Below are 24,490 nucleotides of genomic sequence, written 5' to 3' on the forward strand. Positions count from 1 at the left end.
TAGCATGCACGACCCATTCGTAGTATGCGATCACTTTTCTAGAAAAACATATGAGAATTATTCACCGGGGGAATTCTGTTGCGGTAGCACTGCTGCTTATCGCGACTGGTGTGTCGGCGCAGGAAGCACCGCGATTGGTCATTCCGGGCAACGACCAACAAACCCGACAGCAGGAAGAAGCGCGCGAGCGCGAACGTGCAGTCTCCGCGCCCGGGGTGCGTTCTGGCGTGACGACGAGCGCCGGGTATCCGACGCTGCCGTCGACCTGTCGGTTGGTGGCAATCTCGGCATGAACGTCGGCGGCAACTGGGATCTCGGTGCGGTGCAGACCGGCGAGCACAAGGTCAGGTGATCGGAGACAAGGTGCCGATCGCATCGTTGGTCATCAATGGAGCGTCCGAAGCTATCAAGAAGCAACCGGTCTCAACAACGGTCGGAAACTGGATCGGCCAGCAATTGAATTCGATTTTTGGTCCGAGTGCCAACAAGGAAAAGAAATGAGATTGATCGAGGACGGTAATTTCGCAGGATGGCTAAGAGTTGTGCTTTTTCTGACGGGCTTAGCCTTGGCGTTGGCAGGACTTGGGCTCGACCAAATACCCCGCTGGATCAGGGCAGGGGCATTTCTCCTTGGTTTTGCGACAATGGCGCTTGGAGGGATTTCCAGTCGAGCACATATGCTGAAGATTAAGCCCTTCGACCGCAGCTACAAGAAGGCGCGAGATAGCTACAAAACGAACGACAACGAAGACGCTGACAAGTCAAAATGAAAATTGCTCTGCGACTGTCGCTCCTACCGGCCGCCACCTTCGTTGCGACCGGTGTGTTTGCACAGGAAGCTTCGCGCCTGGTAATTCCGGGCAACGACCAGCAAACGCGACAGCAGGAGGAGGCGCGCGAGCGCGAGCGCGCCGTCTCCTCGCCCGGGGTGCGTTCGGGCGTGACGGCGAGTGCCGGGTATCCGACGCTGCCGTCGACCTGTCGGTTGGTGGCAATCTCGGCATGAACGTCGGCGGCAACTGGGATCTCGGTGCGGTGCAGACCGGCGAGCACAAGATCGGACTCGGTTTGGTAACAGGTGGTCCGCTCGCGTCGGCAGGAATGGTGAGCGTAGGCGGGCTGCTCGGATTGGGGGCTAATGGAGGTGTCCAACTGATGGGCAATCAGCCGTTTGACTGGACGAGCTTTGCGTTGGCAGGCGCGACGGGTGCAGCTTCCACGGGGATGAAATTTGTTCCGGTGTTCATGACGGGAGTTGGTAGTGCGCTGACGGGTTCGGCTATGCAAGGGCAAAACCCGAATTCGGCGATGGCGGGGGCTGCTGTGGGAACGGCGTTTGGGTATCCCCTGGGTGCGGGAGCTGAGTCTGGTTTGAATAAATTCCTCAATCCATGGTATCGACAGGAATGGCAGAACCTTGGCTTGGGGATATCGAAATATGTTCCGCCGAGTATGATTCCATCGTGGGCGGCCGGTATTTTGGGAGGTGTGGTGCAAGAGAAAGCAGGCGCAACGGTACAGAACGGGCTTGACGGAGCTGCAAAGAAATGAGTCCCAAGACCAGCTTTGAATGGTTTCGCTGGGTATACAACGTGTTGCTTTGGCTCACTATTATGGGAATTGGCGTTTCCATCTCAGAACTTGCCGCCGGTCCTGCATTGCAATGGTTGCTTCACGACATTCCATATCGATTGCCAACGTGGAATCGAGTCGAGCGAATGGCTGTGTTTGTAGTTGTGTTCAGTTTTTTCGCGGGCACGGTGACTTGGTTCACTGAAAAGAAGAGATCAGGTCGGTAGTCTTAAAAACGGGCCCGGCAATATGCCGGGTCCGTTGTTAGTTTCAATCGAAACTGAATTAGAACTCGACTACGTCCGTTAAAAGCGGCGACGAAATCCGTTATGAAAACCACTCTTCGAACAGCCGCGTTTGCGGCGACCGGCAACGGTAAGCCGGGCAGCGGCAATATGACGATCGCCGGCTCTAACGTGAACGCGAACGATGTGATTCTTGCGGCGAAAAATCAGGTCAATATCGTCAATACGACGGACACCGACTCGACGCGCAGCACGAACGAGTCGAAGAGCGCGAGCGTGGGTGTGTCGGTCGGCACGGGCGGGTTTGGTGTTTCCGCGGCGATGTCGAAGGCCAACGGCGATGGCAACAGCGATCTGGCCACGCAGAACAACAGTCACGTGAACGCGGCAAACGGCGTGACGATCATTTCGGGCGGCGATACGAATATCATCGGCTCGAACGTGAAGGGTAATCAGGTGAACGCCGATGTGGGCGGGAATCTGAACATCGCGAGTGTGCAGGATACGATGTCGAGCGCGGCGCATCAGTCGAGTTCTGGCGGCGGCTTCAGCATCAGTCAGGGCGGCGCCAGTGCGAGCTTCAGCCAGAGCAAGGGCAATGCGTCGGGCAGTTATGCGGGCGTTAATGAACAAGCCGGGATTCAGGCGGGTGACGGCGGCTTCAATATCAACGTCACCGGCAATACCGACCTGAAAGGCGGGCTGATTGCGAGCGCCGCCGATGCGTCGAAGAATTCGCTGACGACGGGTTCCCTCTCCTTCTCCGACATCCAGAACCAGTCGCACTACGATGCGAGCTCGAGCGGCTTCAGCGCGGGCGCGACGACCGGCGACGGCGGGATGAACTACAGTACGCACGGCAGCGCGTCGGGCAAGAATGCCGGTGGTGCCGCGCCCATGCTCGGCCAGAACGACAGCGGCAGCGACAGTGCGACGACGAAGAGCGGCGTCAGCGCCGGAACGGTCACGATTACGGATTCGGCGAACCAGAAGCAGGATGTGGCGAGCTTGAACCGCGATACGACGAACACGAATGGTACGGTTGCCAAACTGCCCGACATGCAGAATCTGCTGGCCAAACAGGCGGACATGATGGCAGCGGCGAGCGCGGCCGGTGAGGCGGTGTCTCGCCGGATCGGGGACTACGCGGACAAGATGATGAAGGACGCGGCGGCCAACGGTGACCAGGCAGGCGTCGATGCGTGGAAAGAAGGCGGAGCGAACCGCGCGCTGATGCAAGGTGCTGGCGCGGCGCTGGTGACGGGACTGGCTGGCGGCAATGCGGTTGGCGGCGCAGCCGGCGCGGCGATTGCGTCGATCGCATCAGGCAAGCTGAACGAGCTGAGCAGCGCGATCGCAGGCAGCGATCCGACCGGCAACGCCAACATGAATCAGGCGCTGGGCAACATCGTGGCGAACGCGCTTGCGACGGGCGCGGGCGCCGCTGTGGGCGGTGAAGCGGGAGCGTTCTCGGGCTACAACGTGGATCGCTTCAACCGGCAGTTGCATCCGGACGAATACGCGCGGGCGAAAAAGGATGCGAAGATCGTGGCAGAGAAGCTGGGAATCAGCGTGCAGGAAGCCGAAGGGCGAATTGTGGCTGAAATCCTGCGCAATTCCGACGAGCAGACAGCAGAAGCGTCTGGCGGCAAACACGATTGGGAAATTCGTAGCATTGTTGGTTGCCAAAGCCTGAATTACGACGGGCCCAAGAATGATCCTCAGTATGCGAATCATGATTACAACAGCCAGTACATCAAACCAAACCAGGACGCGTACAACACCGGGCAGCAGCAGCTTGACACAGGGCTGACCGATGCAGAATTACGTAATCAGAATCTCGCTTACGAGCGCACCGGAAAGGCGGCGATTGCTGTCACTGCCTGTTTGGTATCGGGAGGCGCTGCTTGTAAAGCGGCAGCTTCTGGATTGGCAACAACGCTCGGGTTGAGTTTTTTGTCAGGGAAGCCCTTGACAACCGCTGAAACTATCGGTGGATTTTATGGGGGAGCACTGGGCGGAATATACGGGCAAGCTTTGGGTACATGGGCGGGCGGCACAAATTCGCTAATGCAGTCTGCCGTTCTTTTCGTGACCAAGACGGGAACGATTGCCGCTGGAAAACAAATTGGTGTTCCGTTGGGTAATGCGACTGGACTATCGCAATCGGTGGACCCATTTTTCGATCCATCCACCAACCCTTGGTGGGGGATAAGAAATACCTGGGATCAAATTAAGGGACCGAGGAAATGACGATGGAAGTTGGCACGGTAATAATTGCTCTCGCAGTCTTGCTAATTACATTTTTTCTTTTTGGAAGAAATCTGGAGGATTCGTTTAGAGCGAAATTTTTATACTGGTTAAAATCAACGATGGTCATGGCACCACTTCTGTTTGCATGGTTCGCTTACAACGAACCGGCTGCACTCAGTACTATTGGAGCGTTAGTGAGCGTCGGCCTTGCTGCTGCCTTCACCTTCGGGAGATCATACCTTCTTGCAATGTTGTAGCACGGAGAACGGAGGTGATGGGTTCTGCGTGTAGATCAGGTCAAGCGGAAGTAACACCCTGAAATTCCAATAAGCGCGTGACGTAGTCGACATTCACAATCAAGTTTATAAAAATACATGAGAACCATTCGCCGGGGGAATCCAGCCGCCGCACTGCTGCTTATTGCGGCCAGTGTGTCGGCGCAGGAAGCTCCCCGCTTGATCATTCCGGGCAACGATCAGCAAACCCGACAGCAGGAAGAGGCGCGCGAGCGCGAACGAGCGGTCTCCGCGCCCGGGGTGCGTTCGGGCGTGACGGCGAGTGCTGGGTATCCGGCACTGCCGTCGGAGTCGCCCTGCTTTCGCGTCGATCATTTCTCGCTCGACGTGCCCGACGCGCTGCCCGCTTCCGTGAAAGCGCAAGGTGCGTCGGCATTGCCGATGGACCGCTTCGCCTTCGCGCGCGAATGGCTCGATCACTATGCCGGCCAGTGCGTCGGCAAACAAGGCCTCGACGTGCTCGTCAAGGGCCTGTCGCAAGCTATCCTGGCGCGCGGCTACGTCACGACGCGCGTGCTGCTGCCTGAACAGGATCTGTCGACCGGCACCCTGCAATTGTCGCTGATCCCCGGCGTGATCCGCCACGTGCGCTTCGCCGACGAGAAGCTGCGCGGCACCTGGAAAACCGCCTTCCCGACCCGCGACGGCGAGCTGTTGAACCTGCGCGACCTCGAGCAGGGCCTCGAGCAGATGAAACGCGTCTCGAGCCAGGACGTGTCGATGCAGATCGTCCCCGCCGACGTGCCGGGCGAGAGCGACGTCGTGCTCGACGTGAAGCGCGGCAAGCCCTGGACGGTGGTCGCCTCGATCGACAACTCGGGCACGCGCGCGACCGGCCGGCTACAGGGCAACCTGTCGCTCGGCATCGACAATCCCTTGGGTCTGAACGATATCTTCAACATCGGCGTGAGCCAGGATCTCGAATTCGGGGACAAGCGCCTCGGCTCGCACGGCTGGAACGGTTTCTATTCGATCCCGTGGGGATACTGGACAGCGACGCTTTCTGCGTACACGAACACGTATTACCAGCAGATCGCCGGCGTGAATCAGACGTTCATCGCAAGCGGCAACTCGAAGACCGTCGATTTCAAGCTGAATCGTGTGCTGTCGCGCAGCCAGAACGACGTGTTCGGCGCGCAGGTCCGGCTCTCGCGCCGCTTCGGCCAGAGTTTTATCGAAGACACCGAAATCCCGCAGCAGCGCCGCAACAACACGTTCATCGAGTTCGGCCTGACCGATCGGCACTACTTCGGCAACGCGCAGTTCGACGGCACGCTCGCGTACCGGCAGGGAATCGGCGCATTCGGCGCGCAGGACGACAGCCTGGCGGCCGACGGCGGTCCGACCTACCGCTACAAGATGGCGGTGCTCGACGCGAACCTGTCGGTGCCGTTCGCGATCGCACAGCAGCCGTTTCGGTACGTCACGACATTTCACGGCCAGTACACAGGCAACACGCTGTACTACATCGACGACCTGACGATTGGCAGCCGCTACACCGTGCGCGGCTTCGACGGCGAGACGATGCTCGCCGCGGCACGCGGCTTCTACTGGCGAAACGAGCTGCAGGCGCCGATCGGGCAGACGGGGCTCGCGGCTTACGCGGGCCTCGACTACGGGCGCGTGTGGGGCCCGCAGCCGGTCGCGCTGGTCGGCACGCAACTGGCCGGCGCGGTGATAGGCGTCAAGGGCAGCGTCGCGACACGCTTCGGCGGTTATGGCTACGACCTGTTCGCCGGCACGCCGGTGTACAAGCCGTCCGGCTTTCCGACCGCTCGCGTGACTCTCGGGTTTCAGCTGACGGCCCAGTTCTGATGAGAGTGCACTCGAGTTCAAGCCGTCCAGTGCTTCGCCGCCCCGACGACACGAGAGAGGACAAGGAACTGACGGCGTTCCTGAACGCTCAGGTCGCTACCATCCTGTCGGCAAGCCACGAACCGCGTCCGCGTTGCCCACGCTGCGGCAGCAGCCACATCACCAGCGCGGGATTCAGGACGCGACCGAGCGGCCGTACGCGGACTTGCCGCGGCTTACGCCCGCCGAGTTCGACACCTTGGCCGTGGCTGCCCGTCAACGGCCCAGCCGCGGAGGCAGACCGATTTCAGCGCGGGGCCTCGTGCTGGCGCGCGCGGTACTGGTGGACGGCGTGACGTACCGTGAGGCCGAACGAGCGCTTGGACTCGGGTATTCGGTTGCGGCGCGCGCAGTGGCAGCGCTGTTGCGTTACCGGGACGCCACCCCGATGCAGCACCAATCGGTGCCGTTGCACGATCCGTTTGGCCGCTTCCGCGAGACTGCGGCGCGCGGCGACGTGTAAAGGAGGCCGCACAACGCCAACGCATGGCGGAGCCGTCAGCGAGGTAATCCTTTCCGAAGTTAAGCCAGACAGAACTAGACCGATAACCTGCGGCATGCTTCGATCTCGACGACGTCGACCTACCTTCACAGCGACGAAGTACAGCGGGCTCGGCAGTTTGATCAGGCATTCGAAGCACGCAAAGGGTAAGTTCGTCGGGTGAAACGCTGCTCTCCCAGGTTGGCAGGGATTCAGAATTTATTCGTCAAATCATTGTGTTATGGATTTTTTGGCGAAAATTTCACGAATCCCGGCCGACCCTCTGCCAGGCGGCGAGTTCAACAGCGACGTTCATTCGCATCGACGTTGTTGGGATAAGTATTCTTATCACAACGCGTCTATTTTTCATCCAAACTCAACTGTGAACGATTACCGTCGAGCTATTCAATCCACCTGCCCTCGCACCGTACTTGCCGCACATGGCACGACGAAGCGCGAAGGCACGCTAAGACACGGGACAACAACGGCTGGTCAAGCCCTTTGCAAAATGTCCATCGCCCTATCGGCGTCGGCCTGCGAGTCGAGCGCGAGATAAGCAATGAACTGCGAGCCGAGCACGGCAGCGGATACGCCGCGGAGATTGATCCCGCCGTCCGACAGTTGCTGGGTCAGCTCTGCGATGATCCCTGCTTGATCCAGTCCCATCACACGGATGGAGTACACGCCCGAGGTGGCATTGAATCCCGCCTGCGTGGCTGCACGGATCTCCTTGTCTCCCTGTAGCGGCGCGACAAACACGACCCCCTTGCCTGGTGCTTCGGGCGTGCGTCGGGCGACAACGAATTGCAAATCAGCGCCAGCATCCCGCAACGCGTTCAACACATGCGCAAGACCGCCCGGCTTGTCCTCGATGGTGGCCGCCCAAACGTCGACACGTTCGACGAATAGTTGCATGGCACCTCCAGAAAATCTGGACCTCGATGAAGACAATCTATGCCGCGCATGAGCGGCAAGCAAGTCCGTTTACGCGAGGGGCGGCATGCAGGTTTTCCTAGGAATCCGACGTTTTCTTCGACTGGGGGCGCAGCCCGAGCATGACCGCCTGCCGATGCCGCCATCGAAGCAGTTCGTCGCGGAACTCATCGGATGATTTCCCGGACGTTACCCGCAATGTTCCGGATTGAAAGGTTCTCGCGGCGAGCCAGAACGGTCGGCCATCCGGCAGTTCGTCGATCACGGTAATAGGCAACTGATACGTTCGATGCAGATACGACAGGAAGGCGAGACCATAGCCGCGGCGTCTCATCGACGCGAGAATTTCCAGTCGATGGACGAATACCCGATCGATTCGAGGTGCCAGACTGTACGTCGCCGTGCCGACGGTACCGCCGGACGCCGCCAGGATCGCGACTTCCCAGCCCGAATACGGAGCCCCGTCGATGCCGAGATCGATCGGCCTGGATTGAAAACGAACCACGGGAAGCCGGCGAAATTTGCGCCGAGCAAAAAGGGACCGCAGGAAGGAAAGCACGCTCAGCCCTTTGTCATGTCCGCAGCGATACGTTTCTTCATCTTCGCGCGCGACAGCAATCCGCAGTCGCGTACTTCCGCGTTGGCGCCTTTCATATCAGACGCAACCGCCCACAACATGAACGATGTTTGAATCAACGCGACCGTGCGATTCCTGAGCGATATCGATAAGAACTACTTCCGATTTTTCAGGAACGTCTGCCCGGCTGCCGTAATCGAAACGCTTCCGCGACCGTTCGTCGGATAGCGCACGAATCCAGCGCCGATGAGCTCTCGGGTAATGGACCAGCCAAGCGCGGGCGTATCGCGACCATAACGAATATCGGCAAGGCGCTCGAGCGCCCAGATCGCGGATGTCGAAAGAGTCGGAACCGTCGAAGTTTCCTTATCGCTCATGGCGTCTCCAAAGATTTGATCATGGTCAAGGGTGATGTATGTCTGGAACTCGAATGGCAAGGCACACCCTCAGGCGTGCCCGTCGCAACTGACGCCGACCTCGATGCGTACTGAGACATGCCACGACCGCCAAAGTCCAGTGAGACGAGGTGCTCGGTTTCCGCGACGAACGTCTTGCGGCGCCCCCGACCGAGGAAGCCGCACGCATGAAGGGAGATCGACAAGTGGCACGCAAAATAGACGACGGTTTTCATGTTCTTCGCGCGTGCCGTGCGACAGGCCCTGGTATTCAGTGGGAGGGGGCGACCTGGCAGGCCATCAGAAACGCCTGCAACTCGATTTCCCATGCCGCGTCGCGCACGTCCGTTTCGAAACCGGCGAGACGCTTCATCTCGCTGCTCAGATACACGGCGTTGAGCAATCGAGGAGGCACGCCCAGCGCAAAACAGCAGCCATCTGCATCGAGAAGCAGACTCGGGTGGTGCCGGAACCGCGCACTGGCCACTGAGATCGGATCCATCACGTGCCGAGCCGATTCCCTCGGATAAACGAAGGCCAGATGGATACCGGCGGCCGCGAGCCGTTCAGCCGCCTCATGGAAGCGGTGGACCATCTGGAAGCCTCGCTCGCCACCACGTCCGACGCCCACAACGATAAGCCCCCGGCTTCCCGCGACCTCCGACAGGAATACGGACCGCCGATCGGGCAGCAGTAGCATCCCATCCAGATCGAACATGTCGACTACCTCCGCGAATCCGCCCCCAACTCCGGCGATCGGCGGCAAGATTCGATTATAAGACAGCAATAAGCAAATGTGTATGGCATTATAATACAGTGTGCATTTTTTACGCTGAGCGAGCCGACGGCACGATGGCAACCTCGGTGATGAAAGTGAACGCCCGTTTTCCCCTGACGGCCCGAATCTGCCAAATGAAAGTCGCAATGAACCCTGCCGCGGCCTGCCCGCAGCGCGCGATGCAGGACACAGACCCGGACGGCGCGCTACCCCTGTGCGTGGACTACGGTCACGAATGGGCGGCCGGCGGCACCGGCACCGAATCCACTGACGAATCGGTCGAGCTGGCGGTCAAGGACATGAACGCCATCGTGCCGTCGGACGGCGATTCGGTCGTGCTGATCAAGGACTTGCGCGTGAAGGGTTCGTCGATCACGCTGGAGACGGGCACTGAGGACAAGGGCATCCGCCTCGTCGGCGGAGATCGCGAAGTCGATTGCAAGACCGACATGGGCGGCTTACTGCTCAACGCGTGCTGTCTCAAGAAAATGTGACGTCGTGCGTCCACCGACGGCGAACCCGCTTGTCGTTGCTGTTCGCTGCAGGCGCCACCCCCACCTACAACTTGACTACCCGGATCGATCGAGCATGGAGCATGACCGAACATCCTACGATGCGTTCGTCGAATTTCTGTCGACCCCGCTGCATGACGGACGGCCGTACGTTTTGGAGACGCAGCACGCAATCTCGCTGCACTTCGATCACCAGGCTACCCAAAGCTTCATGTCGCTGCGCACGCCCGACAAACTGGCGCTCGGCTATACGCGAACCATGATGGGTTGTCTGCTGCTGCACCCGGCCGCCGGACATATGTGCATGATCGGGCTCGGGGGCGGCTCCTTGGCAAAGTACTGCTATCGGCATCTGCCCTGCGTGACCATCGACGCGGTCGAAATCAATCCGGAAGTGATCGCACTACGCGACGTGTTCAGGATTCCGGCAGACGACGCTCGATTCAAGGTGATCTGTGCAGATGGCGCGGAGTACGTGACACGGGAGGATGTCCACACCGACGTGATCCTGCTGGATGCCTTCGTCGCGGAAGGCATGCCGAGCCGGTGTGCGGATATCGCGTTCTTTACCGCCTGTCGCGAGCGATTGAGCGATTCCGGAGTGCTCGCGATCAATCTGGCGGACGACGACCCGTCGCTGCCCGCTCACATCGAGCGCCTGGGCTCCGTGTTCGGCCCTTCGTATGCGGTTGTCCGATGCGACGACGACAGCAATTTCGTCGCCTTCGCCTGGAAAGGGTCGCTTCGTTTGCCATCGAGGCAAGTTCTGTTCGAACGCGCGCTCTCGTTCGCGTTTGCCGGCGAACTCAAGCTGTCGTCAACCGCTCGGCGCATGAAAGAGGGAGAACGCCTCGATCCAAAGCGGTTGACCTGGCATGCGCAGGGGCATGCACACTGGGAAATCGACGCCTAGACGGCTTGCGAGCTCAGCCCGCGCTTCGCTTCACCCGCTTGCCGAGCGCGCTCTTCGTCCTGTAGCTCACGCCGTGTTGCTCGAGATACTCGCGGATCAACTGCCGCACGACTTGCGACGGCGTCAGGTCCTGCTCCGCGCAGAGCATGTCGAACGCTTCTTTCTTGGCGGGATCGATCAGGATGGTCAAGCGTGCGGTTTTCGTTTCCATTGCAGGATAGAGTCGGCAAATATGCTAATCGAATTATAATGCACCGGCCCTTGCCTACAGCACCGGAGAACATGCGGCACACGCGTGTTGATCCGGCTCGGCGACCGGCTCACGACCTGCGGTCAAGTCGATAGAGATATTCAAGCACGTCGTCGACAACGGGTACGATCGCCAGCGTGACGAGCGCTGCGGCAAGCGGCACGGTCGACACGTAGCCGACATGCTTGAAGCCGATTGCGCCGGCCAGCCCGCCGACAAAAAACGACGCCAGCATCGTTCCGTGAATCCTGAGCTTCGCGCGGTTTGCGATCACCGCATGCGCGTGCATGTCTGCATTCGAGCGATTCCAGTAAAAGAGTTTGCCAAGCTCGATACCGAGGTCCGTCACGATGCCCGTCATGTGCGTCGTGCGGATTTCCGCCCCCGACAGCTTTGTGATCATCGCGTTTTGCAGCCCCATGATGAAGCACAGCAAGATGACCGTGACCGGCATGAAGAACGCTTCCCACAGCGCGAGATGGCTGCCGAGCAGCCCGAACAGGAGCAGCAGCGCGGCCTCCACCAGCAACGGCAGTACATACTGACTCTGCAGGCCGCGGCGGCGCCCCCAGTTGACGAGCACCGCCGAGCAGCCGGCGCCAACCAGAAACGACACGAGCGAACCAACCCCGGCCAGCACAAGCCGGACGTCGCCAAGCGCCGTCTGATCCGCAATCGCCGACACGATCCCGCTCATGTGGGACGTGTATTGCTTGACCGCGAGGAAACCGCCGGCATTGGTTGCTCCGGCAACAAAGGCAAGCGAAAACCCGAGCTGGCGGTTCGCGGCCGCGCTACGGTGTTTTCCCGTCAGGCCTCGGAAGTACTGCGCAGGCATAGGATCTTCCCTCATTCGCCCGGATCGGGGGGACAACGACGCCCTGGGCGGAACCCGGAGCGCCGCGACAAACCGCCACGCGCGCCCGTTCCATCCGAGGATTCATGAGACTTTAATGATAACGACATTATCATACCTTGTTATCGGGATTGGCCTTTCGGTGTCATAATGCGGGCAGGAATACGTCGCGGGAGATGCGGCCATTCCAACCACGTCGTCCAACCCGAGCGTACTGGAGACATTCCGGATGGCACCCATGCCGGTCGTCCATTTCGTCCTGCTGGCCGTGGCCGCGTGGCTCGCGGTCGGCACGCTGGGGCTCGGGGCGCTGCGTCGCACGCGACTGGTGGCCCACGGCCTCTTTCCGCTCGGCGCGTTGGTCGGACTGCTCGCCGGCGCGGCGGGCGTCGCCGGCATCTTTGCCGAACCGTCTGTGGCGGTGCTGCCGATCGGGCTTCCCGGCCTGCCCTTTCATCTGCGTCTCGATCGCTTGTCCGGCTATTTCCTGTTCGTGCTCGGCCTCGTCAGCACGGGGATCGGCGCCTTTTCAGCCGGCTATTTCCGCAAGGGTGAAGGATCCGCGCCCGGGTTGATCTGCTTCGAATACCACGTCTGCGTCGCAAGCATCGCACTGGTGTTGATCGCAGACGACGCATACGTTTTCATGGTCGCCTGGGAGACGCTGACGCTATCCGCGACGTTTCTCGTGATGACCAACCACCGGATCGGCGAGATCCGCCGGGCGGGATATCTGTATTTTCTGATCTCGCACGTCGGCGCGCTCGCGCTGCTGCTCTGCTTCGGCATTCTGCAGGCGCGCACCGGCAACTACACCTTCGCCAACCTGCGCGCGCAGTCGCTTGATACCTTCTCCGCGTCGTTCGCCTTCCTGTTCGCACTTGTCGGGTTCGGCGCGAAGGCAGGGATCTTCCCGCTGCACGTGTGGCTGCCGGAGGCCCATCCCGCGGCACCGTCGCCGGTTTCGGCGCTCCTCAGTGGATTCGTGCTGAAAGTCGGCCTGTATGGCCTGCTGCGCACCCTGTTCGACCTGTTGCACGTGCAGATCGCATGGTGGGGCGTGCTGCTCCTCGTGCTGGGCATCAGCACCGCGCTGCTGGGGGTGGTGTTCAGCACCATCCAGACCGACATGAAGCGCTTGCTCGCCTATTCGTCGATCGACAACGTCGGCCTGATGATCGTCGCACTCGGTCTTGCCGTGCTGTTTCGCGCATACGGGATGCCGAGCCTGTCCGCGCTCGCACTGACCGCGATGCTCTACCAGATCGTCGCGCATGCCGCATTCAAGAGCTTGCTGTTCCTGGGTACGGGCGCCGTCCTCCACGCCACCGGCGAGCGCAACCTCGGCAAGCTCGGCGGACTGATTCGCTTCATGCCCTGGACCGCATGGGCGGTGCTCGCGGGTGTCGCGGCAAGCGCGGGCTTGCCGCCGCTCAGCGGTTTCGCGGCCGAATGGCTGTTGCTGCAGAGTTTCCTGTTCGCGCCAGGCTTGCCGGATTCGGTGCTCGCCATGACGGTGCCGATCGCCGCCGCGCTGATCGCCATGTCGGCCGCACTGGCCGGCTACACGATGGTCAAGTTCTTCGGCATCGTGTTCCTCGGGCAACCGAGAGAAGCGAAGCTGAACCGCGCCCGCGATGCGAACACGTGGGAACGGCTGGCGTTCTGCTGGTTCGCGACCGCCAGCGTGCTGCTCGGGCTGATGCCAGCGCAGTTCGTCAAGCTGCTGGATCGCGTCACGCATACGCTGGTCGGCGCCGGCGTCGGCGCGGAAAATCACGGCTGGCTGCTCTTCGCGCCCGTGTCGGCCGCTCGCGCGAGCTACATGCCGGCTGCTTTCATGTTGTTCTTCATCGCATGCTGCGGACTCGCGTGGGTGCTGGTGCGGCGTTTTTATCACGGCCGGCTGCGACGCGCGGCGCCGTGGGGCTGCGGCTTCCCGTTCACGACCGCGCGAATGCAGGATACGGCGGAAGGATTCGGGCAGCCGATCCGCGAAATCTTCGCCCCGCTGCTGCACATCGAACGGCAATTGCCATCGCCATTCGACGCACAGCCGACCTACCGGGTGTCGGTGACCGATCGCACCTGGTCCGCGCTCTACTTGCGCATCGCGGCACTGACGCAACGCACCGCTGATTTGGTGGGCCGCCTGCAGACGGGCAAGATCGCGGTTTACCTGACATACAGTTTCGTCGTGCTGATCGTGCTTCTGATGCTGGTGAGACGATGGTAACCCTGTCCGGCGTCATCTCGCAGACTCTCGAAATCGTGATAGCGATCGCGGCCGCGCCGTTGCTCACGGGCTGGGTCAACCAATGCCGCGCCTGGCTTCAGAACCGGCGTGCGCCGTCCATCTGGCAACCGTACCGGATGCTGCACAAGCTGTTCAACAAGGAATCGGTCATCGCGCACGGCGCAAGCGCCGTGTTCCGCGGCGCGCCCTATGTCGTCTGGGCCGCCATGACGCTCGCGTGCGCGATCGTGCCAACCCTGTCGACGGAGTTGCCGCTCTCGCCCGCCGCCGATGCAATCGCGCTCGTCGGCCTGTTTGCGCTCGCGCGCGTCACGCTGTCGCTCGCGGCGATGGACGTCGGCACGGCGTTCGGCACGCTCGGCGCGCGCCGCGAAATGCTGATCGGCTTCCTCGCGGAGCCGGCACTGCTGATGGTGCTCCTGTCGGCCTCGCTGATTACGCAGTCGACGCTGCTGACGAGCATCGTCTCGACACTCGGCCGCGGTGAGCTCACGATCTATCCGAGCCTGGCGTTCGCCGGCATCGCGTTCACACTGGTCGCGCTGGCCGAAAATGCGCGGCTGCCGGTCGACAATCCGACCACTCACCTCGAGCTCACGATGATCCACGAGGCGCTGATCCTTGAATATTCGGGACGGCACCTTGCCTTGATGGAGTGGGCGGCAAGCCTCAAGCTGTTCGCGTATTCGTGCATCGGTCTCGCGTTGTTCGTGCCGTGGGGCATCGCGAATGCGGGCGATCCGGTTGCGCTGCTGCTGGCCGTGCCAGTGCTCTTCGTCAAACTGGCGGCAGGCGGCGTCACGCTCGCCGTGGTCGAAACGGCCAACGCGAAGATGCGCATCTTCCGGGTACCGGAATTCCTGGCGACCGCCTTCCTGCTGGCCGTGATCGGCATGCTCGTCCATCTGCTGCTGGGAGCATGAATGCACGCCTACGCGACACAACTGATCAATTTCCTCGCGGCCGTGCTGCTGATGCTGTCGTTCGCGATGCTGAGCCAGCGCAGGATCCTGTCCCTGATCCATCTCTATACGCTGCAGGGTGTCGCGCTCGTGTCGGCGAACCTGATCCTCGGCTTCGTCACGGACGACGTGCACGTCTACGTGTCGGCCGGACTGACGCTCGTGCTGAAGGTCGGCGTGATCCCGTGGTTCCTGTATCGGCTCGTTCGCAGGCTCGACGTCAAGACCGACGTCGAGCCGCTCATCAATATCCCGACCACGCTGCTGATCGGCATCGTGCTCGTCATCATCGCGTTCAATGTCGCGGCGCCGATCAGCCAGCTCGCGACATCGGTCGCACGCGGCACGCTCGGCATTGCGCTCGCATGCGTGCTGCTGTCGTTCATGGCGATGATCACGCGCGCGAAGGCCATTCCTCAGGTGATCGGCTTCCTGTCGATGGAAAACGGGCTGTTCTTCGCGGCGGCTGCCGCGACCAACGGCATGCCGATGATCGTCGAGCTCGGCATCGGGCTCGACGTGCTGATCGGCATCCTGATCCTGGGCATCTTCATGTTCCAGATTCGCGAGCAGTTCGACAGCCTGGACATCCATCACCTCGAGAAACTCAAAGATGAATGACGCCCACGTCGTGCTCGCCGTGCTCGGCCTGCCGCTCGCGGGAGCAGCGTGCCTTGCCTGCGTGCGGCCGAGCCGGGTCGCGCGCCATCTGAACATCGGCTTCAGCTTCCTGACGTTCGCAGCAACGCTGGTGCTTGCCGCGCGCACCGTCGAGTACGGTCCGTCGTTCGCATTCGGACGCGCGTTTTTCGTCGATCCGCTCAATGTCTATCTCGTGGCGCTCACGGCGTTCGTCGGCTGGACGACATCGCTGTTTTCCCGGCCCTATATGCAGATCGAGGAAGCCCGCGGCAGGATGACCGCCGCGCGCATGCGGCTCTATCACAGCATGTATCAGCTCTTCATGTTCGCGATGCTGCTCGCGCTGCTGACCGACAACGTCGGCGTGCTGTGGGTCGCGATGGAAGCCGCAACGCTCGCCACCGTGTTGCTCGTCAGTGTCTACCGCACCGCCGCGAGCCTCGAAGCCGCATGGAAATACTTCATCCTGTGCGGCGTCGGCATCGCCCAGGCGCTGTTCGGCACGATCCTGCTGTATCTTGCCGCGAGCCGGCAACTGACCGACGGCGACGCGCTGCTGTGGACGAGCCTGGCCGCGATCAGGACACAACTCGATCCGACGATCATGTCGATCGCCTTCGTGTTTCTGCTGGTCGGCTACGGCACCAAGGTCGGCCTCGTGCCGATGCATAGCTGGCTGCCGGACGCGCACGCCGAAGGTCCGACGCCGATTTCGGCGGTGCTGTCAGGCCTGCTGCTGAATGTCGCGCTGTATGCGGTGCTGCGCTGCAAGGTGCTGGCCGACGGCGCGCTCGGCAACGGCCTGCCGGGGCGATTGCTGGTCGGGTTCGGGCTCGCGTCGGTCCTGATCGCGTCGTTCTCGCTGTTCCGGCAGAAGGACGTGAAGCGCCTGTTCTCGTACTCGTCGATCGAGCATATGGGCTTGATGACGTTCGCGTTCGGGCTCGGCGGCCCGATCGCGACGTTCGCCGGATTGCTGCACATGACGGTCCATTCCCTCGTCAAGTCGGCGATCTTCTTCGCGGTCGGTCATGCCGCGCAAAAGGCCGGCACGCAGGCGATCGACGGCATTCGCGGGCTGCTGCAGGTCAGCCCGACGGTCGGCTGGGCATTGATGCTTGGCGCGCTTGCCATTCTCGGGCTGCCGCCGTTCGGCGTGTTCGCAAGCGAATTCCTGATCCTGACGACAGCGATGAACGTGCTCCCGTGGACCGCGCCGTTGCTGCTGCTCGGGCTCGCCGTCGCGTTCGCGGCGATCTTCGCGCGCGTGCAGCGGATGGTGTTCGGCGAAACGACGACGGCGACGCCGCTCGAACACCGGCCGGCGCTGCTGCCGGTGTTCGTGCATCTGGGGCTCGGCCTGATGCTGGGTCTGTACGTGCCGCCCTACCTGGCGATGTGGTACCGTCAGGCGGCAACGATGCTGGCAGGATAAGCGATGCGACTCGACTTGATTCAGGCGGACGGCTCGACTCGCCTCGGGCACGAAGCAGGCCAGGTGCCGGCTACCGTGGTTGACGTCGACGAAGCGCGATGGCGCGACATCGCGCATGCCGCGCGGACGGACCGTAGCCGGCTCGTTGCGATGTGGGGCACCGAAACGCCCGAGCGCGAATTTTCAGTCAACGCGGCTTACGAATGCGACGACGGCGTCCTGTGGGTGCGTCTCGCGACAGGGCCGGAACCGCGGGCCGACGGCGACTATCCCGATCTCGCGGGCGTATTTCCCGCCGCAACGCGCATGCAGCGCGCAATTTTCGACCTGACCGGCCTGCGCGAGCGCAACACGCGCGACACGCGCCCGTGGCTCAATCACGGTAACTGGCCGGGCAACTACTTTCCGCTGCAAAAGCGTGCAACCGGAATCGAGCGATTCGAATCGAACGAAGCGGATTACCCGTTCGTGCAGGTTGTCGGCGACGGCGTGCACGAGATTGCCGTCGGGCCGATTCACGCCGGCATCATCGAGCCGGGCCATTTCCGGTTTTCGGTCGTCGGAGAGAAGGTGCTGCGGCTCGAGGAGCGGCTCGGCTATGTGCATCGCGGCGTCGAACGGCTGTTCGAACGGACGGCCGCGTCGAACGGCCATCGCGTTGCGGGCCGGGTCGCCGGCGATTCGACCGTTGCGTTCTCGTGGGCCTATTGCATGGCACTCGAGCAGGCGTGCGGCACAGCCGTGCCGGCGCGTGCGCTGGTTCTGCGCGCACTCCTGCTCGAGCGCGAGCGCATCGCCAATCACCTCGGCGACCTCGGCGCGCTCGGCAACGACGCCGGATTCGCGTTCGGTCTCGCACAGTTCTCGCGGCTCAAGGAGAACTGGGTACGAACCAACGGCGGAATCTTCGGGCATCGATACCTGATGGATCGAATCGTGCCGGGCGGGCTGGCCGTCGACATTCATCCCGAGGACGCGGCGACCCTCACCGAACAGTGCGAACGCATCGCGCGCGAAGTACACGTGATGCGGAAGATCTACGAGGAGCAGTCCGGGCTGCAAGACCGGTTTCTCGGCACCGGCCGATTGAATGCCGACGTCGTCGCGCATTTCGGCGTGCGCGGCATGGCCGCCCGCGCCAGCGGCCAGACATTCGACGTGCGCGCGAACCTGCGGCCGGCCCCCTACGGCGATCTGGCCGTCAAGGCGGCAAGCGACCCGCGCGGCGACGTCGCCGCGCGGGTCGCCGTGCGGTTTGCCGAAATCGACGAATCGCTGCGTCTGATGGGCGAACTGCTGGCGAATCTTCCGGAAGGGCCGATCGCCGTCGGCGTCACGCCCGCGGCGGCGCCATCCCGGGGAATCGGCTGGGTGGAGGGCTGGCGCGGCGACGTATTCGTCGCGCTCGAGATGGCATCAGGCGATGCCATCGCGCGATGCCATTGCCACGATCCGTCATGGCAGAACTGGCCGGCGCTCGAGCACGCGATCATTGGCAACATCGTTCCCGATTTCCCGCTGATCAACAAATCGTTCAATCTGAACTACGCGGGGCACGATCTCTGATGTGGCAACTCATCCGTCAATTCGCGCGCACTGAATTTCCCGACGAGCCCGTGCCGACCGCCGAAGCCGCCTGGCGACACGAGGCGCAGCAGATTCGTCAGGACATTCTCGACCTCCTCGGCCGCGCGTTGTGCATCCGGCAGATCGATGCGGGTTCGTGCAACGGCTGCGAACTGGAGATTCACGCACTGAGCAACCCGTACTACAACATCGAAGGGCTCGGGATCAAATTCGTCGCCAGCCCGCGCCATGCGGACCTGCTGCTCGTGACCGGCCCCGTCACGCTGAACATGAAGGCAGCCGTGCTTGCCGCGTACGAGGCGACGCCGGCGCCGAAGCTGGTCGTCGCAGCCGGCGAGTGCGCGTGCACGGGCGGCATTTTTGCCGACAGCTACGCTGTGTGCGGCCCCGTTTCGTCGGTCCTGCCCGTCGATGTGACCATTCCTGGATGTCCGCCGCCGCCGATCGATCTGCTGCGCGGCATTTTGACTGCTTGCCGATCACGCTGATATTGAAACGGATGCCAGTGGCAATCCTTCCGTCGGCAATACCTCGTTTGCTGCGGCAGCGAGGGCGAATGCCGCGCATCACCGCCCGATCGGCAGCCCCGTCGGCTCGATCCACCCGAGCCGGTATGCGATCAGCAGCGACAGGAACAGCGTGATCGACAGCCCGACCCGCGCCGCGAGCGACCACGCCATCCGCTTGCTGCCGCCCCGGTCGTGATTCATGAAATACAGCGCGAAAACCAGGCTTCCGATAATCATCACGAAAGCCACCGAAACCAGCGCAATCTTCATTGTTGATGTTCCTCCAGGCCGGAATCGGCCTTCAGCAGTTCGGCCAGTCTTTGCCGCTCGGCAGCGACGTCGGCAACACCTGACGCCGGCCAGTCCAGCGCCACACCATTACCCAGCGAATCGCGAACGAGCGTCTGGTAACGCCGGTCGCTGATCCGGCCCTGCTCCATCGCTTCCGAGATTCCATGTCGAAACGGTAGCGGAAAGCTCGCGTATCCGCGCGACAGCGCCGCATATTGCCGCGCGTCGACCTCTTTCGACGACGGCGCGACTGCCCACACCACGACGGCCACGATGGCTACGAAAGGAATCGCCGTGTAGCGGAGAACGAACTTGATCGGGGTCATGAGGCGGATAGCGAAGTGGCTGGGTAGTAAACGCGAAGAGACGACCAGGCAGCGCCGCCGTCACGGTGCACGCACGCCGCGTGGAAACGGAAGCAGCCGGGTCACCGGCCGTGCGGACGACGGAGCCGCTCGGGCAAGCCGGAGCCGGCAGCCCCGGTCGATATTGTACTTAAAGCCCAATACAACCAACAGAGCATGATAATCTTGTTATCATGTTTTCCATATGCTTCGAGCAATCCGAGGCTCCCGGGTGTGCCGGTGCACGAACCGTGCATGACACATTTGGCACCGAAAGCGGATCGATTATAATTTGATTAACATATCGACCACCCCTGCCATCCCGATGGAAACGAAAACCGCCCGCCTGACCGTCCTGATCGATCCCGCCAAAAAAGAAGCATTCGAAATGCTCTGCGCGGAGCAGGACCTCACACCGTCGCAAGTCGTGCGTCAGTTGATCCGCGAGTATCTCGACAAACACGGCGTCACGTACAAGACCAAGAGCCCGCTCGGCAAGCGCGTGAAGCAAGGGCTGAAGTAAGCGCAGTCGAACCCGCGGCGCCGTCAGGCGCAGATTTCCCATCGTGGATGTTCGCGCGCGCGCCAGACGAGCCGCGCGGGATCGATGCACTCCCCTTCCTTCATGCGCCGAGCGGTGGACGAGAGCTTGAGCGCGCCCGCCGAGCCGAATCCAAGCGCGCGCTCGAGCAGGATGCGCAGCGACGGCAGCGGGTTGCCGTTCTTCCACGCGAACGCAATGAAGTTGTTGTCGTCGCCGCACGGCACCAGCGCGCACGAATCGTCGAACACCGCACGCAGTTGCTCGAGATGGCGCGGCAACGCGGGATCGTCGTCCATAAAGTTGATCGCGAGCACGCCCGTTTCGCTCAGCCGCGCACGGCACGCGTCGAGAAACGCGGTGCCCGTGCAGCGGCCCGGCATGCCATCGGCGACGAACGCGTCGTGCAGGATCACGTCCGCCTGGACGTCCGGCCGCGCGACGTAGTCTGCGCCGTCCGCGCAGACTACCGCGAAGCGCGCGTCGTCTTGCGGAATCCTGAACACGTCGCGTAGCGCGATCACGTCCGGATTGATCTCTACCGCGTCGATCGCCGTGTCGGGCAGGTGCCGATAGCAGTACTTCGCCAGCGATCCACCGCCGAGCCCGATCATGCAGATACGCGCGGGCGCCGGCTGCAGCAGCAGGAAACCCATCATCACGCGCGTATAGCCGAGTTCGAGCCTGACCGGATCCTTCAGCGACATGAAGCTCTGCGTGCCGAAGTGGTCGAAGTGCAGCGACACCGCGTGCTTCGTCTCGAGCACGAACGGACGGCCGTCGTTCAACGGCGCCGCCAGGAACTGCAGGAACGCGTCATAGGAAATTCGATCCTCGCTCATGCTCGACAGGCCCGGTTGATCGGAGAATCGCTCGTACCGCGTGCGGTCATACCTTCTTCAGGTAGCAGGCCTTCAGCATGAAGCCGCCCATGTCGGTCTTGCAATCGACTTCGTGATCGCCGCCGACGAGACGGATGCTCTTGACCTTGGTGCCCATCTTCAGCGTGATCGACGAACCCTTCACGCGCAAGTCCTTGATCAGCACGACCGAATCGCCGTCCGACAGCACGTTGCCATTCGCGTCCTTGACGACGTCGCCCGCCGGTTCGTCGCCCGCATCGGCGCCGGCTCCGGCCGACCATTCATGGCCGCAGTCCGCGCACACGGTCAGCGTGCCATCCGGGTAGGTGTTTTCCATCGCGCATTGCGGGCAGGCGGGGGCGGCGTTCATTGCAGCTTCCATTCGGTGGGAGTTCACGTCAATCGATAAAAAAATGCCGGACACGCAAGCACGTGGCCGGACCGCGCGCCGTACTGTCCCGTCGACAAATCGGCCGGGCAGCATGTCGCGCACACAGCATTATAATGCAATACACATAAACACGTTGCTGTATTATAATTGTCAGCTTTCGATCATTCGCCGGACTTGATGGCGGTTTCGCTGAGGATGTCGACATGTTCGAGATGAATGATGCACCGATGCCTGGTACACAACACCCGGCGCCCCGTCGGGAAACCGCGCTCCGCGCGGTCCCGCCGTGTTGCCGGCCGGCCGTTCCACGCCGTTTCGGCTACTTTCCCCGAGGTTGATCCGCATCGTGGCAACCGTCGTCTACGTTGAAATCGGCCCCGCCTGGAGCCGCAGGCGTGCGATCGCGTCGTGTGACGCGATCGTCGCGGCGGCACACCGCTTCGAAAGCGACATCCTGCTGCTCGCCAACGGGCTCAGCGGCAGCGCGAAGGACGCGACGGCCATCGCGGCGCTACAGATGCATGGCGGCACGTCCGCGCAGGTGCTCGCCACTGGCCCCGACGAGGATGCAGCGCTCCAGGCGCTGCTGCCCCTGCTGCAGGCGGGCTGACGCTGCGTCGCCCGATCCCACGGCCTCGTGCCGTTCACCCTGAATCACTACTCCCCGAGGAAGCGATGAACGACAACGTCACGTCCCACACCCCCAACCTGTCGGCCTCCGCGATCTGGGCGCTCGAGCGCCTCGCCGATGTGCGCTACGGCCGCGATGCGCCGGCCCTCGGCTGGTCGGTCGAGCAGGAACTCGTCGGCGCAGGCTTCGTCAGCCATTCCGCGAACGGCCGATCCGGTGCGTCGATCACCGCGCACGGGCGCAGCTTCCTGAAAAGCCGCAAGTAGAAACCGCCCGGCACGGGCGCGATGCCGCCACGCGGTCGCCAGCCCGTGCCGGAATCATCGGACGACGGCAAGCCGGACGATGCGGCCGCATTCCCCGCCGCAGACGGGGATTTGCGGCCGCGCCGCAGTTTCCGCGGTATCGTACGGGACCCAAGCGCGGCGCACTGCGCCGCCTTCCTTTCCTCATGGAACGCCCGATGACACTCAGCGCCCTGCCGCCCGTCACGTCCCCACCGGTTCTCGATACCCCCCGCCTGATCCTCGAAGGCCACCCGCTCGGCGACTTCGACGCGCTCGCCGCAATGTGGGCCGAGCCGACCGTCGTCGCGCACATCTTCAACGGCAATCCGTCGGCGCCGCGTGACTCGTGGATGCGGCTGCTCGCGTATCGCGGACTGTGGCCGCTGCTCGGCTACGGCTACTGGGCGATTCGCGAGAAGTCGTCGGGCCGCTACGTCGGCGATCTCGGCTTCGCCGACTTCCATCGCGCGATCGAGCCGTCGATTCGCAGCGTGCCGGAAGCCGGCTGGGCGCTCGCGAGCTGGGGGCACGGCAAGGGCTATGCGACCGAGGCGCTGTCGCATGCGCTCGGCTGGCTCGATGCGCAGCACCGGTTCGAGCGCAGCGTGTGCCTGATTGCACCGACCAACATCGCGTCGATCCGCGTCGCGCAGAAGGCCGGGTATGCAGATCCGGTGCAGATTCGCTTCAACGACGCCGATTCGCTGCTGTTTTCACGCGCGTGCCGGTAAGCGCGATGTCGCGCACCGGCCGCTTCGTCGCGGCTAAGGTGCGTGGACCGTCTGCGTCTGCGTCTGCGTCTGCGTCTGCGTCTGCGTCTGCGTCTGCGTCTGCGTCTGCGCCGGCGGTCGGCTAACGCCGTCGGCAACGGGGACGCAGAGCGTGAAAACCGGTGCGTGCATCGTTGACGTGTCCGGAATGACGCGGTACGGGATCCGGCCGCCCCCCTGCAAGCGCAGTTTCTGCATCAGCGTCGGGCGATACCGCGTTGCCGCGTCGCGTGCGTATCCGTGTCGGGGGCGGGACCGCGATTGACCGTTAGTTGCACTTGTGAGATCGCACGTCCAGGTCTCGACCGCCGGATTGCGGCGTTCATCGCCGGTCATGCCAGCGCGATCCGGATCGTCGTCGAAGGCGCGTGGCCGGCGCCCGACACGCACGGCCCCGTGCAGCGGATGCCGGCGATGTGCGGCGCGCTGACGAGCAGCGGGATCGCCGCCGTGATCCGCTATGTGCGCGGCGCGTGGGGAAATCGCGCCGCACCGGTGTCAGAACAGGACGTGAGGCGGTTGCGAGCGGCGATCCGGCGGTAGACGGGCCGCACGTCTGCATCCGATGCGGGCGGCAAGCGGTGGAATCGTGTCGTCTCACCAGCAGCGGCAGCGACTATCCCCGCAGCACGGCAACCGCCTTGATTTCGACGATATAACCGGGCGCCCCGCCGAGCATGTGCGCGCCGACCGCGGTCCACGCCGGCCGCGGATGCGCATGGAGATAGCGGTCGCGCACCGCCATGAACAGCGGCAGGTCGCGCATGTCGGTATGAAAGGTCGTCAGGTCGACCACGTCGTCGAGCGACGCGCCGGCCGCCTCGAGCACCAGCCTGAGATTCTCGAACGCCTGCACGATCTGCGCCTCGCGTTCTTCCACCAGTTGCATCGCCGCGTCGCGGCCGATCTGGCCGGATACGTACACGGTATCGCCCGCCTTGATCGCCGGCGCATAACCGATTTTTTCGTACACGACTTCCATTCCCGCGGGGATGATTGCTTCGCGCTCGCGCATGAGTGTCTCCGTGGCCGGACGTTCCACGTCGGCCGGTTGTTCGATGGTCA

At 62.6% G+C, this 24,490-nt stretch carries 30 protein-coding genes and 4 pseudogenes; 23 read left to right on the forward strand and 11 right to left on the reverse strand.

Annotation, left to right across the window (positions count from 1 at the left end; translation table 11 throughout):
• Window positions 1–50: 50 nt before the first annotated feature.
• The 10 genes and pseudogenes from BTE28158_RS14215 to BTE28158_RS14260 form a co-directional block, all read left to right on the forward strand.
• Window positions 51–263: pseudogene (locus BTE28158_RS14215) on the forward strand (ShlB/FhaC/HecB family hemolysin secretion/activation protein); the annotation flags it as partial.
• A gap of 100 nt (window positions 264–363) precedes the next feature.
• Window positions 364–501: a hypothetical protein gene (locus tag BTE28158_RS14220; protein WP_174919930.1), complete on the forward strand. Its 138-nt coding sequence runs from the start codon at window positions 364–366 to the stop codon at window positions 499–501.
• Window positions 498–770 (forward strand): hypothetical protein, encoded by a 273-nt coding sequence (locus BTE28158_RS14225; RefSeq protein ID WP_060310385.1) that lies wholly within the window; start codon window positions 498–500, stop codon window positions 768–770. Before BTE28158_RS14220 ends, BTE28158_RS14225 begins: the two co-directional genes overlap by 4 nt.
• Window positions 767–976 (forward strand): annotated as a pseudogene (locus BTE28158_RS14230) (ShlB/FhaC/HecB family hemolysin secretion/activation protein); the annotation flags it as partial. The gene BTE28158_RS14225 and the pseudogene BTE28158_RS14230, both read left to right, overlap by 4 nt.
• Before the next feature lie 26 nt (window positions 977–1,002).
• A complete protein-coding gene (locus tag BTE28158_RS14235) occupies window positions 1,003–1,551 on the forward strand; it encodes a hypothetical protein (RefSeq protein ID WP_151052487.1) in 549 nt (182 codons plus the stop codon).
• A complete protein-coding gene (locus BTE28158_RS14240; protein ID WP_151052485.1) occupies window positions 1,548–1,799 on the forward strand; it encodes a hypothetical protein in 252 nt (83 codons plus the stop codon). Before BTE28158_RS14235 ends, BTE28158_RS14240 begins: the two co-directional genes overlap by 4 nt.
• Window positions 1,800–1,919: 120 nt before the next feature.
• A pseudogene (locus tag BTE28158_RS14245) lies at window positions 1,920–3,314 on the forward strand (hemagglutinin repeat-containing protein); the annotation flags it as partial.
• Between the two features lie 758 nt (window positions 3,315–4,072).
• The gene (locus BTE28158_RS14250) at window positions 4,073–4,327 is read left to right on the forward strand and encodes a hypothetical protein (RefSeq protein WP_151049276.1); all 255 of its coding nucleotides are present in this window, start codon (window positions 4,073–4,075) and stop codon (window positions 4,325–4,327) included.
• 117 nt (window positions 4,328–4,444) lie between these two features.
• Window positions 4,445–6,181 carry a ShlB/FhaC/HecB family hemolysin secretion/activation protein gene (locus BTE28158_RS14255; protein WP_151049274.1) on the forward strand — a complete coding sequence of 579 codons (1,737 nt, stop codon included), beginning with the start codon at window positions 4,445–4,447 and terminating at the stop codon, window positions 6,179–6,181.
• A gap of 133 nt (window positions 6,182–6,314) precedes the next feature.
• Window positions 6,315–6,683: a hypothetical protein gene (locus BTE28158_RS14260; RefSeq protein WP_059602533.1), complete on the forward strand. Its 369-nt coding sequence runs from the start codon at window positions 6,315–6,317 to the stop codon at window positions 6,681–6,683.
• A gap of 510 nt (window positions 6,684–7,193) precedes the next feature.
• Here BTE28158_RS14260 and BTE28158_RS14265 read toward each other — a convergent pair.
• From BTE28158_RS14265 to BTE28158_RS14280, 4 genes are all read right to left on the reverse strand, one after another.
• Window positions 7,194–7,616 (reverse strand): ACT domain-containing protein, encoded by a 423-nt coding sequence (locus tag BTE28158_RS14265; protein WP_151049270.1) that lies wholly within the window; start codon window positions 7,614–7,616, stop codon window positions 7,194–7,196.
• Between the two features lie 97 nt (window positions 7,617–7,713).
• The gene (locus BTE28158_RS32495) at window positions 7,714–8,193 is read right to left on the reverse strand and encodes a hypothetical protein (protein ID WP_239007298.1); all 480 of its coding nucleotides are present in this window, start codon (window positions 8,191–8,193) and stop codon (window positions 7,714–7,716) included.
• Window positions 8,194–8,366: 173 nt separating this feature from the next.
• A complete protein-coding gene (locus BTE28158_RS14275; protein ID WP_082728952.1) occupies window positions 8,367–8,588 on the reverse strand; it encodes a hypothetical protein in 222 nt (73 codons plus the stop codon).
• A 289-nt stretch (window positions 8,589–8,877) separates the two neighbouring features.
• Window positions 8,878–9,324: a hypothetical protein gene (locus tag BTE28158_RS14280; RefSeq protein ID WP_151049268.1), complete on the reverse strand. Its 447-nt coding sequence runs from the start codon at window positions 9,322–9,324 to the stop codon at window positions 8,878–8,880.
• Window positions 9,325–9,530: 206 nt separating this feature from the next.
• Here BTE28158_RS14280 and BTE28158_RS14285 point away from each other — a divergent pair, with 206 nt between their 5' ends.
• Window positions 9,531–9,878: an alkylphosphonate utilization protein gene (locus tag BTE28158_RS14285; protein WP_151049280.1), complete on the forward strand. Its 348-nt coding sequence runs from the start codon at window positions 9,531–9,533 to the stop codon at window positions 9,876–9,878.
• Window positions 9,879–9,972: 94 nt separating this feature from the next.
• Entirely contained in the window at window positions 9,973–10,809 is an 837-nt protein-coding gene (locus BTE28158_RS14290; protein WP_151049266.1) for a spermine/spermidine synthase domain-containing protein, read from the forward strand.
• Between the two features lie 13 nt (window positions 10,810–10,822).
• On the opposite strand, the gene BTE28158_RS14295 is transcribed toward BTE28158_RS14290, so the two are convergent.
• Both BTE28158_RS14295 and BTE28158_RS14300 read right to left on the reverse strand, forming a co-directional pair.
• Window positions 10,823–11,020 (reverse strand): ribbon-helix-helix protein, encoded by a 198-nt coding sequence (locus BTE28158_RS14295; protein WP_069228003.1) that lies wholly within the window; start codon window positions 11,018–11,020, stop codon window positions 10,823–10,825.
• A gap of 109 nt (window positions 11,021–11,129) precedes the next feature.
• Window positions 11,130–11,897 carry a YoaK family protein gene (locus tag BTE28158_RS14300; protein ID WP_059602518.1) on the reverse strand — a complete coding sequence of 256 codons (768 nt, stop codon included), beginning with the start codon at window positions 11,895–11,897 and terminating at the stop codon, window positions 11,130–11,132.
• 247 nt (window positions 11,898–12,144) lie between these two features.
• Between BTE28158_RS14300 and hyfB the strand changes: the two genes are divergently transcribed.
• Genes hyfB through BTE28158_RS14330 form a run of 6 tightly spaced genes read left to right on the forward strand, consistent with a single transcriptional unit; the run spans window position 12,145 to window position 19,286 of the window.
• Window positions 12,145–14,151, forward strand: a complete 2,007-nt coding sequence (gene hyfB / locus BTE28158_RS14305) for a hydrogenase 4 subunit B (protein WP_151049264.1) — start codon at window positions 12,145–12,147, stop codon at window positions 14,149–14,151.
• Window positions 14,145–15,095, forward strand: coding sequence for a respiratory chain complex I subunit 1 family protein (locus tag BTE28158_RS14310; RefSeq protein WP_124625383.1), 951 nt, complete (start codon window positions 14,145–14,147; stop codon window positions 15,093–15,095). The genes hyfB and BTE28158_RS14310 overlap by 7 nt, the downstream gene beginning before the upstream one ends.
• Window positions 15,096–15,755, forward strand: coding sequence for a formate hydrogenlyase (locus tag BTE28158_RS14315; RefSeq protein WP_151049262.1), 660 nt, complete (start codon window positions 15,096–15,098; stop codon window positions 15,753–15,755).
• Window positions 15,748–17,211 carry a hydrogenase 4 subunit F gene (locus BTE28158_RS14320; RefSeq protein WP_151049260.1) on the forward strand — a complete coding sequence of 488 codons (1,464 nt, stop codon included), beginning with the start codon at window positions 15,748–15,750 and terminating at the stop codon, window positions 17,209–17,211. Before BTE28158_RS14315 ends, BTE28158_RS14320 begins: the two co-directional genes overlap by 8 nt.
• 3 nt (window positions 17,212–17,214) lie before the next feature.
• Window positions 17,215–18,777: a hydrogenase large subunit gene (locus BTE28158_RS14325; RefSeq protein ID WP_151049258.1), complete on the forward strand. Its 1,563-nt coding sequence runs from the start codon at window positions 17,215–17,217 to the stop codon at window positions 18,775–18,777.
• Entirely contained in the window at window positions 18,777–19,286 is a 510-nt protein-coding gene (locus BTE28158_RS14330; RefSeq protein ID WP_124901668.1) for an NADH-quinone oxidoreductase subunit B family protein, read from the forward strand. The genes BTE28158_RS14325 and BTE28158_RS14330 overlap by 1 nt, the downstream gene beginning before the upstream one ends.
• A gap of 78 nt (window positions 19,287–19,364) precedes the next feature.
• On the opposite strand, the gene BTE28158_RS14335 is transcribed toward BTE28158_RS14330, so the two are convergent.
• Together BTE28158_RS14335 and BTE28158_RS14340 are read right to left on the reverse strand one after the other, a co-directional pair.
• Window positions 19,365–19,577: a DUF2909 domain-containing protein gene (locus tag BTE28158_RS14335; protein ID WP_059511443.1), complete on the reverse strand. Its 213-nt coding sequence runs from the start codon at window positions 19,575–19,577 to the stop codon at window positions 19,365–19,367.
• A complete protein-coding gene (locus BTE28158_RS14340) occupies window positions 19,574–19,924 on the reverse strand; it encodes a hypothetical protein (protein WP_151049256.1) in 351 nt (116 codons plus the stop codon). Before BTE28158_RS14340 ends, BTE28158_RS14335 begins: the two co-directional genes overlap by 4 nt.
• A 343-nt stretch (window positions 19,925–20,267) precedes the next feature.
• Here BTE28158_RS14340 and BTE28158_RS14345 point away from each other — a divergent pair, with 343 nt between their 5' ends.
• The gene (locus BTE28158_RS14345; RefSeq protein WP_059602491.1) at window positions 20,268–20,465 is read left to right on the forward strand and encodes a ribbon-helix-helix protein; all 198 of its coding nucleotides are present in this window, start codon (window positions 20,268–20,270) and stop codon (window positions 20,463–20,465) included.
• 23 nt (window positions 20,466–20,488) lie between these two features.
• Here BTE28158_RS14345 and BTE28158_RS14350 read toward each other — a convergent pair whose 3' ends face one another.
• On the reverse strand, window positions 20,489–21,325 hold the full coding sequence (locus BTE28158_RS14350) for a class I SAM-dependent methyltransferase (RefSeq protein ID WP_151049254.1): 837 nt from the start codon (window positions 21,323–21,325) through the stop codon (window positions 20,489–20,491).
• 46 nt (window positions 21,326–21,371) lie between these two features.
• Window positions 21,372–21,716 (reverse strand): zinc ribbon domain-containing protein YjdM, encoded by a 345-nt coding sequence (locus BTE28158_RS14355; RefSeq protein WP_006752903.1) that lies wholly within the window; start codon window positions 21,714–21,716, stop codon window positions 21,372–21,374.
• 367 nt (window positions 21,717–22,083) lie between these two features.
• Between BTE28158_RS14355 and BTE28158_RS14360 the strand changes: the two genes are divergently transcribed.
• From BTE28158_RS14360 to BTE28158_RS32500, 4 genes and pseudogenes are all read left to right on the forward strand, one after another.
• Window positions 22,084–22,347 (forward strand): HPr family phosphocarrier protein, encoded by a 264-nt coding sequence (locus BTE28158_RS14360; RefSeq protein WP_059681058.1) that lies wholly within the window; start codon window positions 22,084–22,086, stop codon window positions 22,345–22,347.
• A 65-nt stretch (window positions 22,348–22,412) separates the two neighbouring features.
• On the forward strand, window positions 22,413–22,634 hold the full coding sequence (locus BTE28158_RS14365) for a hypothetical protein (protein ID WP_059602484.1): 222 nt from the start codon (window positions 22,413–22,415) through the stop codon (window positions 22,632–22,634).
• Between the two features lie 197 nt (window positions 22,635–22,831).
• The gene (locus BTE28158_RS14370) at window positions 22,832–23,386 is read left to right on the forward strand and encodes a GNAT family N-acetyltransferase (protein ID WP_239007299.1); all 555 of its coding nucleotides are present in this window, start codon (window positions 22,832–22,834) and stop codon (window positions 23,384–23,386) included.
• A gap of 372 nt (window positions 23,387–23,758) precedes the next feature.
• A pseudogene (locus BTE28158_RS32500) lies at window positions 23,759–23,968 on the forward strand (cytochrome c); the annotation flags it as partial.
• A gap of 73 nt (window positions 23,969–24,041) precedes the next feature.
• Here BTE28158_RS32500 and BTE28158_RS14375 read toward each other — a convergent pair.
• Window positions 24,042–24,440, reverse strand: coding sequence for a RidA family protein (locus tag BTE28158_RS14375; protein WP_151049278.1), 399 nt, complete (start codon window positions 24,438–24,440; stop codon window positions 24,042–24,044).
• Window positions 24,441–24,490 lie beyond the last annotated feature (50 nt).

The sequence above is a fragment of the Burkholderia diffusa genome (assembly GCF_902499115.1).
GTDB classification, from domain to species: domain Bacteria; phylum Pseudomonadota; class Gammaproteobacteria; order Burkholderiales; family Burkholderiaceae; genus Burkholderia; species Burkholderia diffusa.

Bases quoted from the DNA above. Each gene is read 5' to 3' on its own strand.
- BTE28158_RS14320 (WP_151049260.1), top strand. From the start codon at position 15,748: ATGAATGACGCCCACGTCGTGCTCGCCGTGCTCGGCCTGCCGCTCGCG.
- BTE28158_RS14290 (WP_151049266.1), top strand. From the start codon at position 9,973: ATGGAGCATGACCGAACATCCTACGATGCGTTCGTCGAATTTCTGTCG.
- BTE28158_RS14325 (WP_151049258.1), top strand. From the start codon at position 17,215: ATGCGACTCGACTTGATTCAGGCGGACGGCTCGACTCGCCTCGGGCAC.
- BTE28158_RS14310 (WP_124625383.1), top strand. From the start codon at position 14,145: ATGGTAACCCTGTCCGGCGTCATCTCGCAGACTCTCGAAATCGTGATA.
- BTE28158_RS14280 (WP_151049268.1), bottom strand. From the start codon at position 9,324: ATGTTCGATCTGGATGGGATGCTACTGCTGCCCGATCGGCGGTCCGTA.
- BTE28158_RS14240 (WP_151052485.1), top strand. From the start codon at position 1,548: ATGAGTCCCAAGACCAGCTTTGAATGGTTTCGCTGGGTATACAACGTG.
- hyfB (WP_151049264.1), top strand. From the start codon at position 12,145: ATGGCACCCATGCCGGTCGTCCATTTCGTCCTGCTGGCCGTGGCCGCG.
- BTE28158_RS14250 (WP_151049276.1), top strand. From the start codon at position 4,073: ATGGAAGTTGGCACGGTAATAATTGCTCTCGCAGTCTTGCTAATTACA.
- BTE28158_RS14335 (WP_059511443.1), bottom strand. From the start codon at position 19,577: ATGAAGATTGCGCTGGTTTCGGTGGCTTTCGTGATGATTATCGGAAGC.
- BTE28158_RS14365 (WP_059602484.1), top strand. From the start codon at position 22,413: ATGAACGACAACGTCACGTCCCACACCCCCAACCTGTCGGCCTCCGCG.
- BTE28158_RS14225 (WP_060310385.1), top strand. From the start codon at position 498: ATGAGATTGATCGAGGACGGTAATTTCGCAGGATGGCTAAGAGTTGTG.
- BTE28158_RS14265 (WP_151049270.1), bottom strand. From the start codon at position 7,616: ATGCAACTATTCGTCGAACGTGTCGACGTTTGGGCGGCCACCATCGAG.
- BTE28158_RS14345 (WP_059602491.1), top strand. From the start codon at position 20,268: ATGGAAACGAAAACCGCCCGCCTGACCGTCCTGATCGATCCCGCCAAA.
- BTE28158_RS14340 (WP_151049256.1), bottom strand. From the start codon at position 19,924: ATGACCCCGATCAAGTTCGTTCTCCGCTACACGGCGATTCCTTTCGTA.
- BTE28158_RS14255 (WP_151049274.1), top strand. From the start codon at position 4,445: ATGAGAACCATTCGCCGGGGGAATCCAGCCGCCGCACTGCTGCTTATT.
- BTE28158_RS14300 (WP_059602518.1), bottom strand. From the start codon at position 11,897: ATGCCTGCGCAGTACTTCCGAGGCCTGACGGGAAAACACCGTAGCGCG.
- BTE28158_RS14315 (WP_151049262.1), top strand. From the start codon at position 15,096: ATGCACGCCTACGCGACACAACTGATCAATTTCCTCGCGGCCGTGCTG.
- BTE28158_RS14235 (WP_151052487.1), top strand. From the start codon at position 1,003: ATGAACGTCGGCGGCAACTGGGATCTCGGTGCGGTGCAGACCGGCGAG.
- BTE28158_RS14370 (WP_239007299.1), top strand. From the start codon at position 22,832: ATGACACTCAGCGCCCTGCCGCCCGTCACGTCCCCACCGGTTCTCGAT.
- BTE28158_RS14350 (WP_151049254.1), bottom strand. From the start codon at position 21,325: ATGAGCGAGGATCGAATTTCCTATGACGCGTTCCTGCAGTTCCTGGCG.
- BTE28158_RS14355 (WP_006752903.1), bottom strand. From the start codon at position 21,716: ATGAACGCCGCCCCCGCCTGCCCGCAATGCGCGATGGAAAACACCTAC.
- BTE28158_RS14295 (WP_069228003.1), bottom strand. From the start codon at position 11,020: ATGGAAACGAAAACCGCACGCTTGACCATCCTGATCGATCCCGCCAAG.
- BTE28158_RS14285 (WP_151049280.1), top strand. From the start codon at position 9,531: ATGAACCCTGCCGCGGCCTGCCCGCAGCGCGCGATGCAGGACACAGAC.
- BTE28158_RS14375 (WP_151049278.1), bottom strand. From the start codon at position 24,440: ATGCGCGAGCGCGAAGCAATCATCCCCGCGGGAATGGAAGTCGTGTAC.
- BTE28158_RS14275 (WP_082728952.1), bottom strand. From the start codon at position 8,588: ATGAGCGATAAGGAAACTTCGACGGTTCCGACTCTTTCGACATCCGCG.
- BTE28158_RS14330 (WP_124901668.1), top strand. From the start codon at position 18,777: ATGTGGCAACTCATCCGTCAATTCGCGCGCACTGAATTTCCCGACGAG.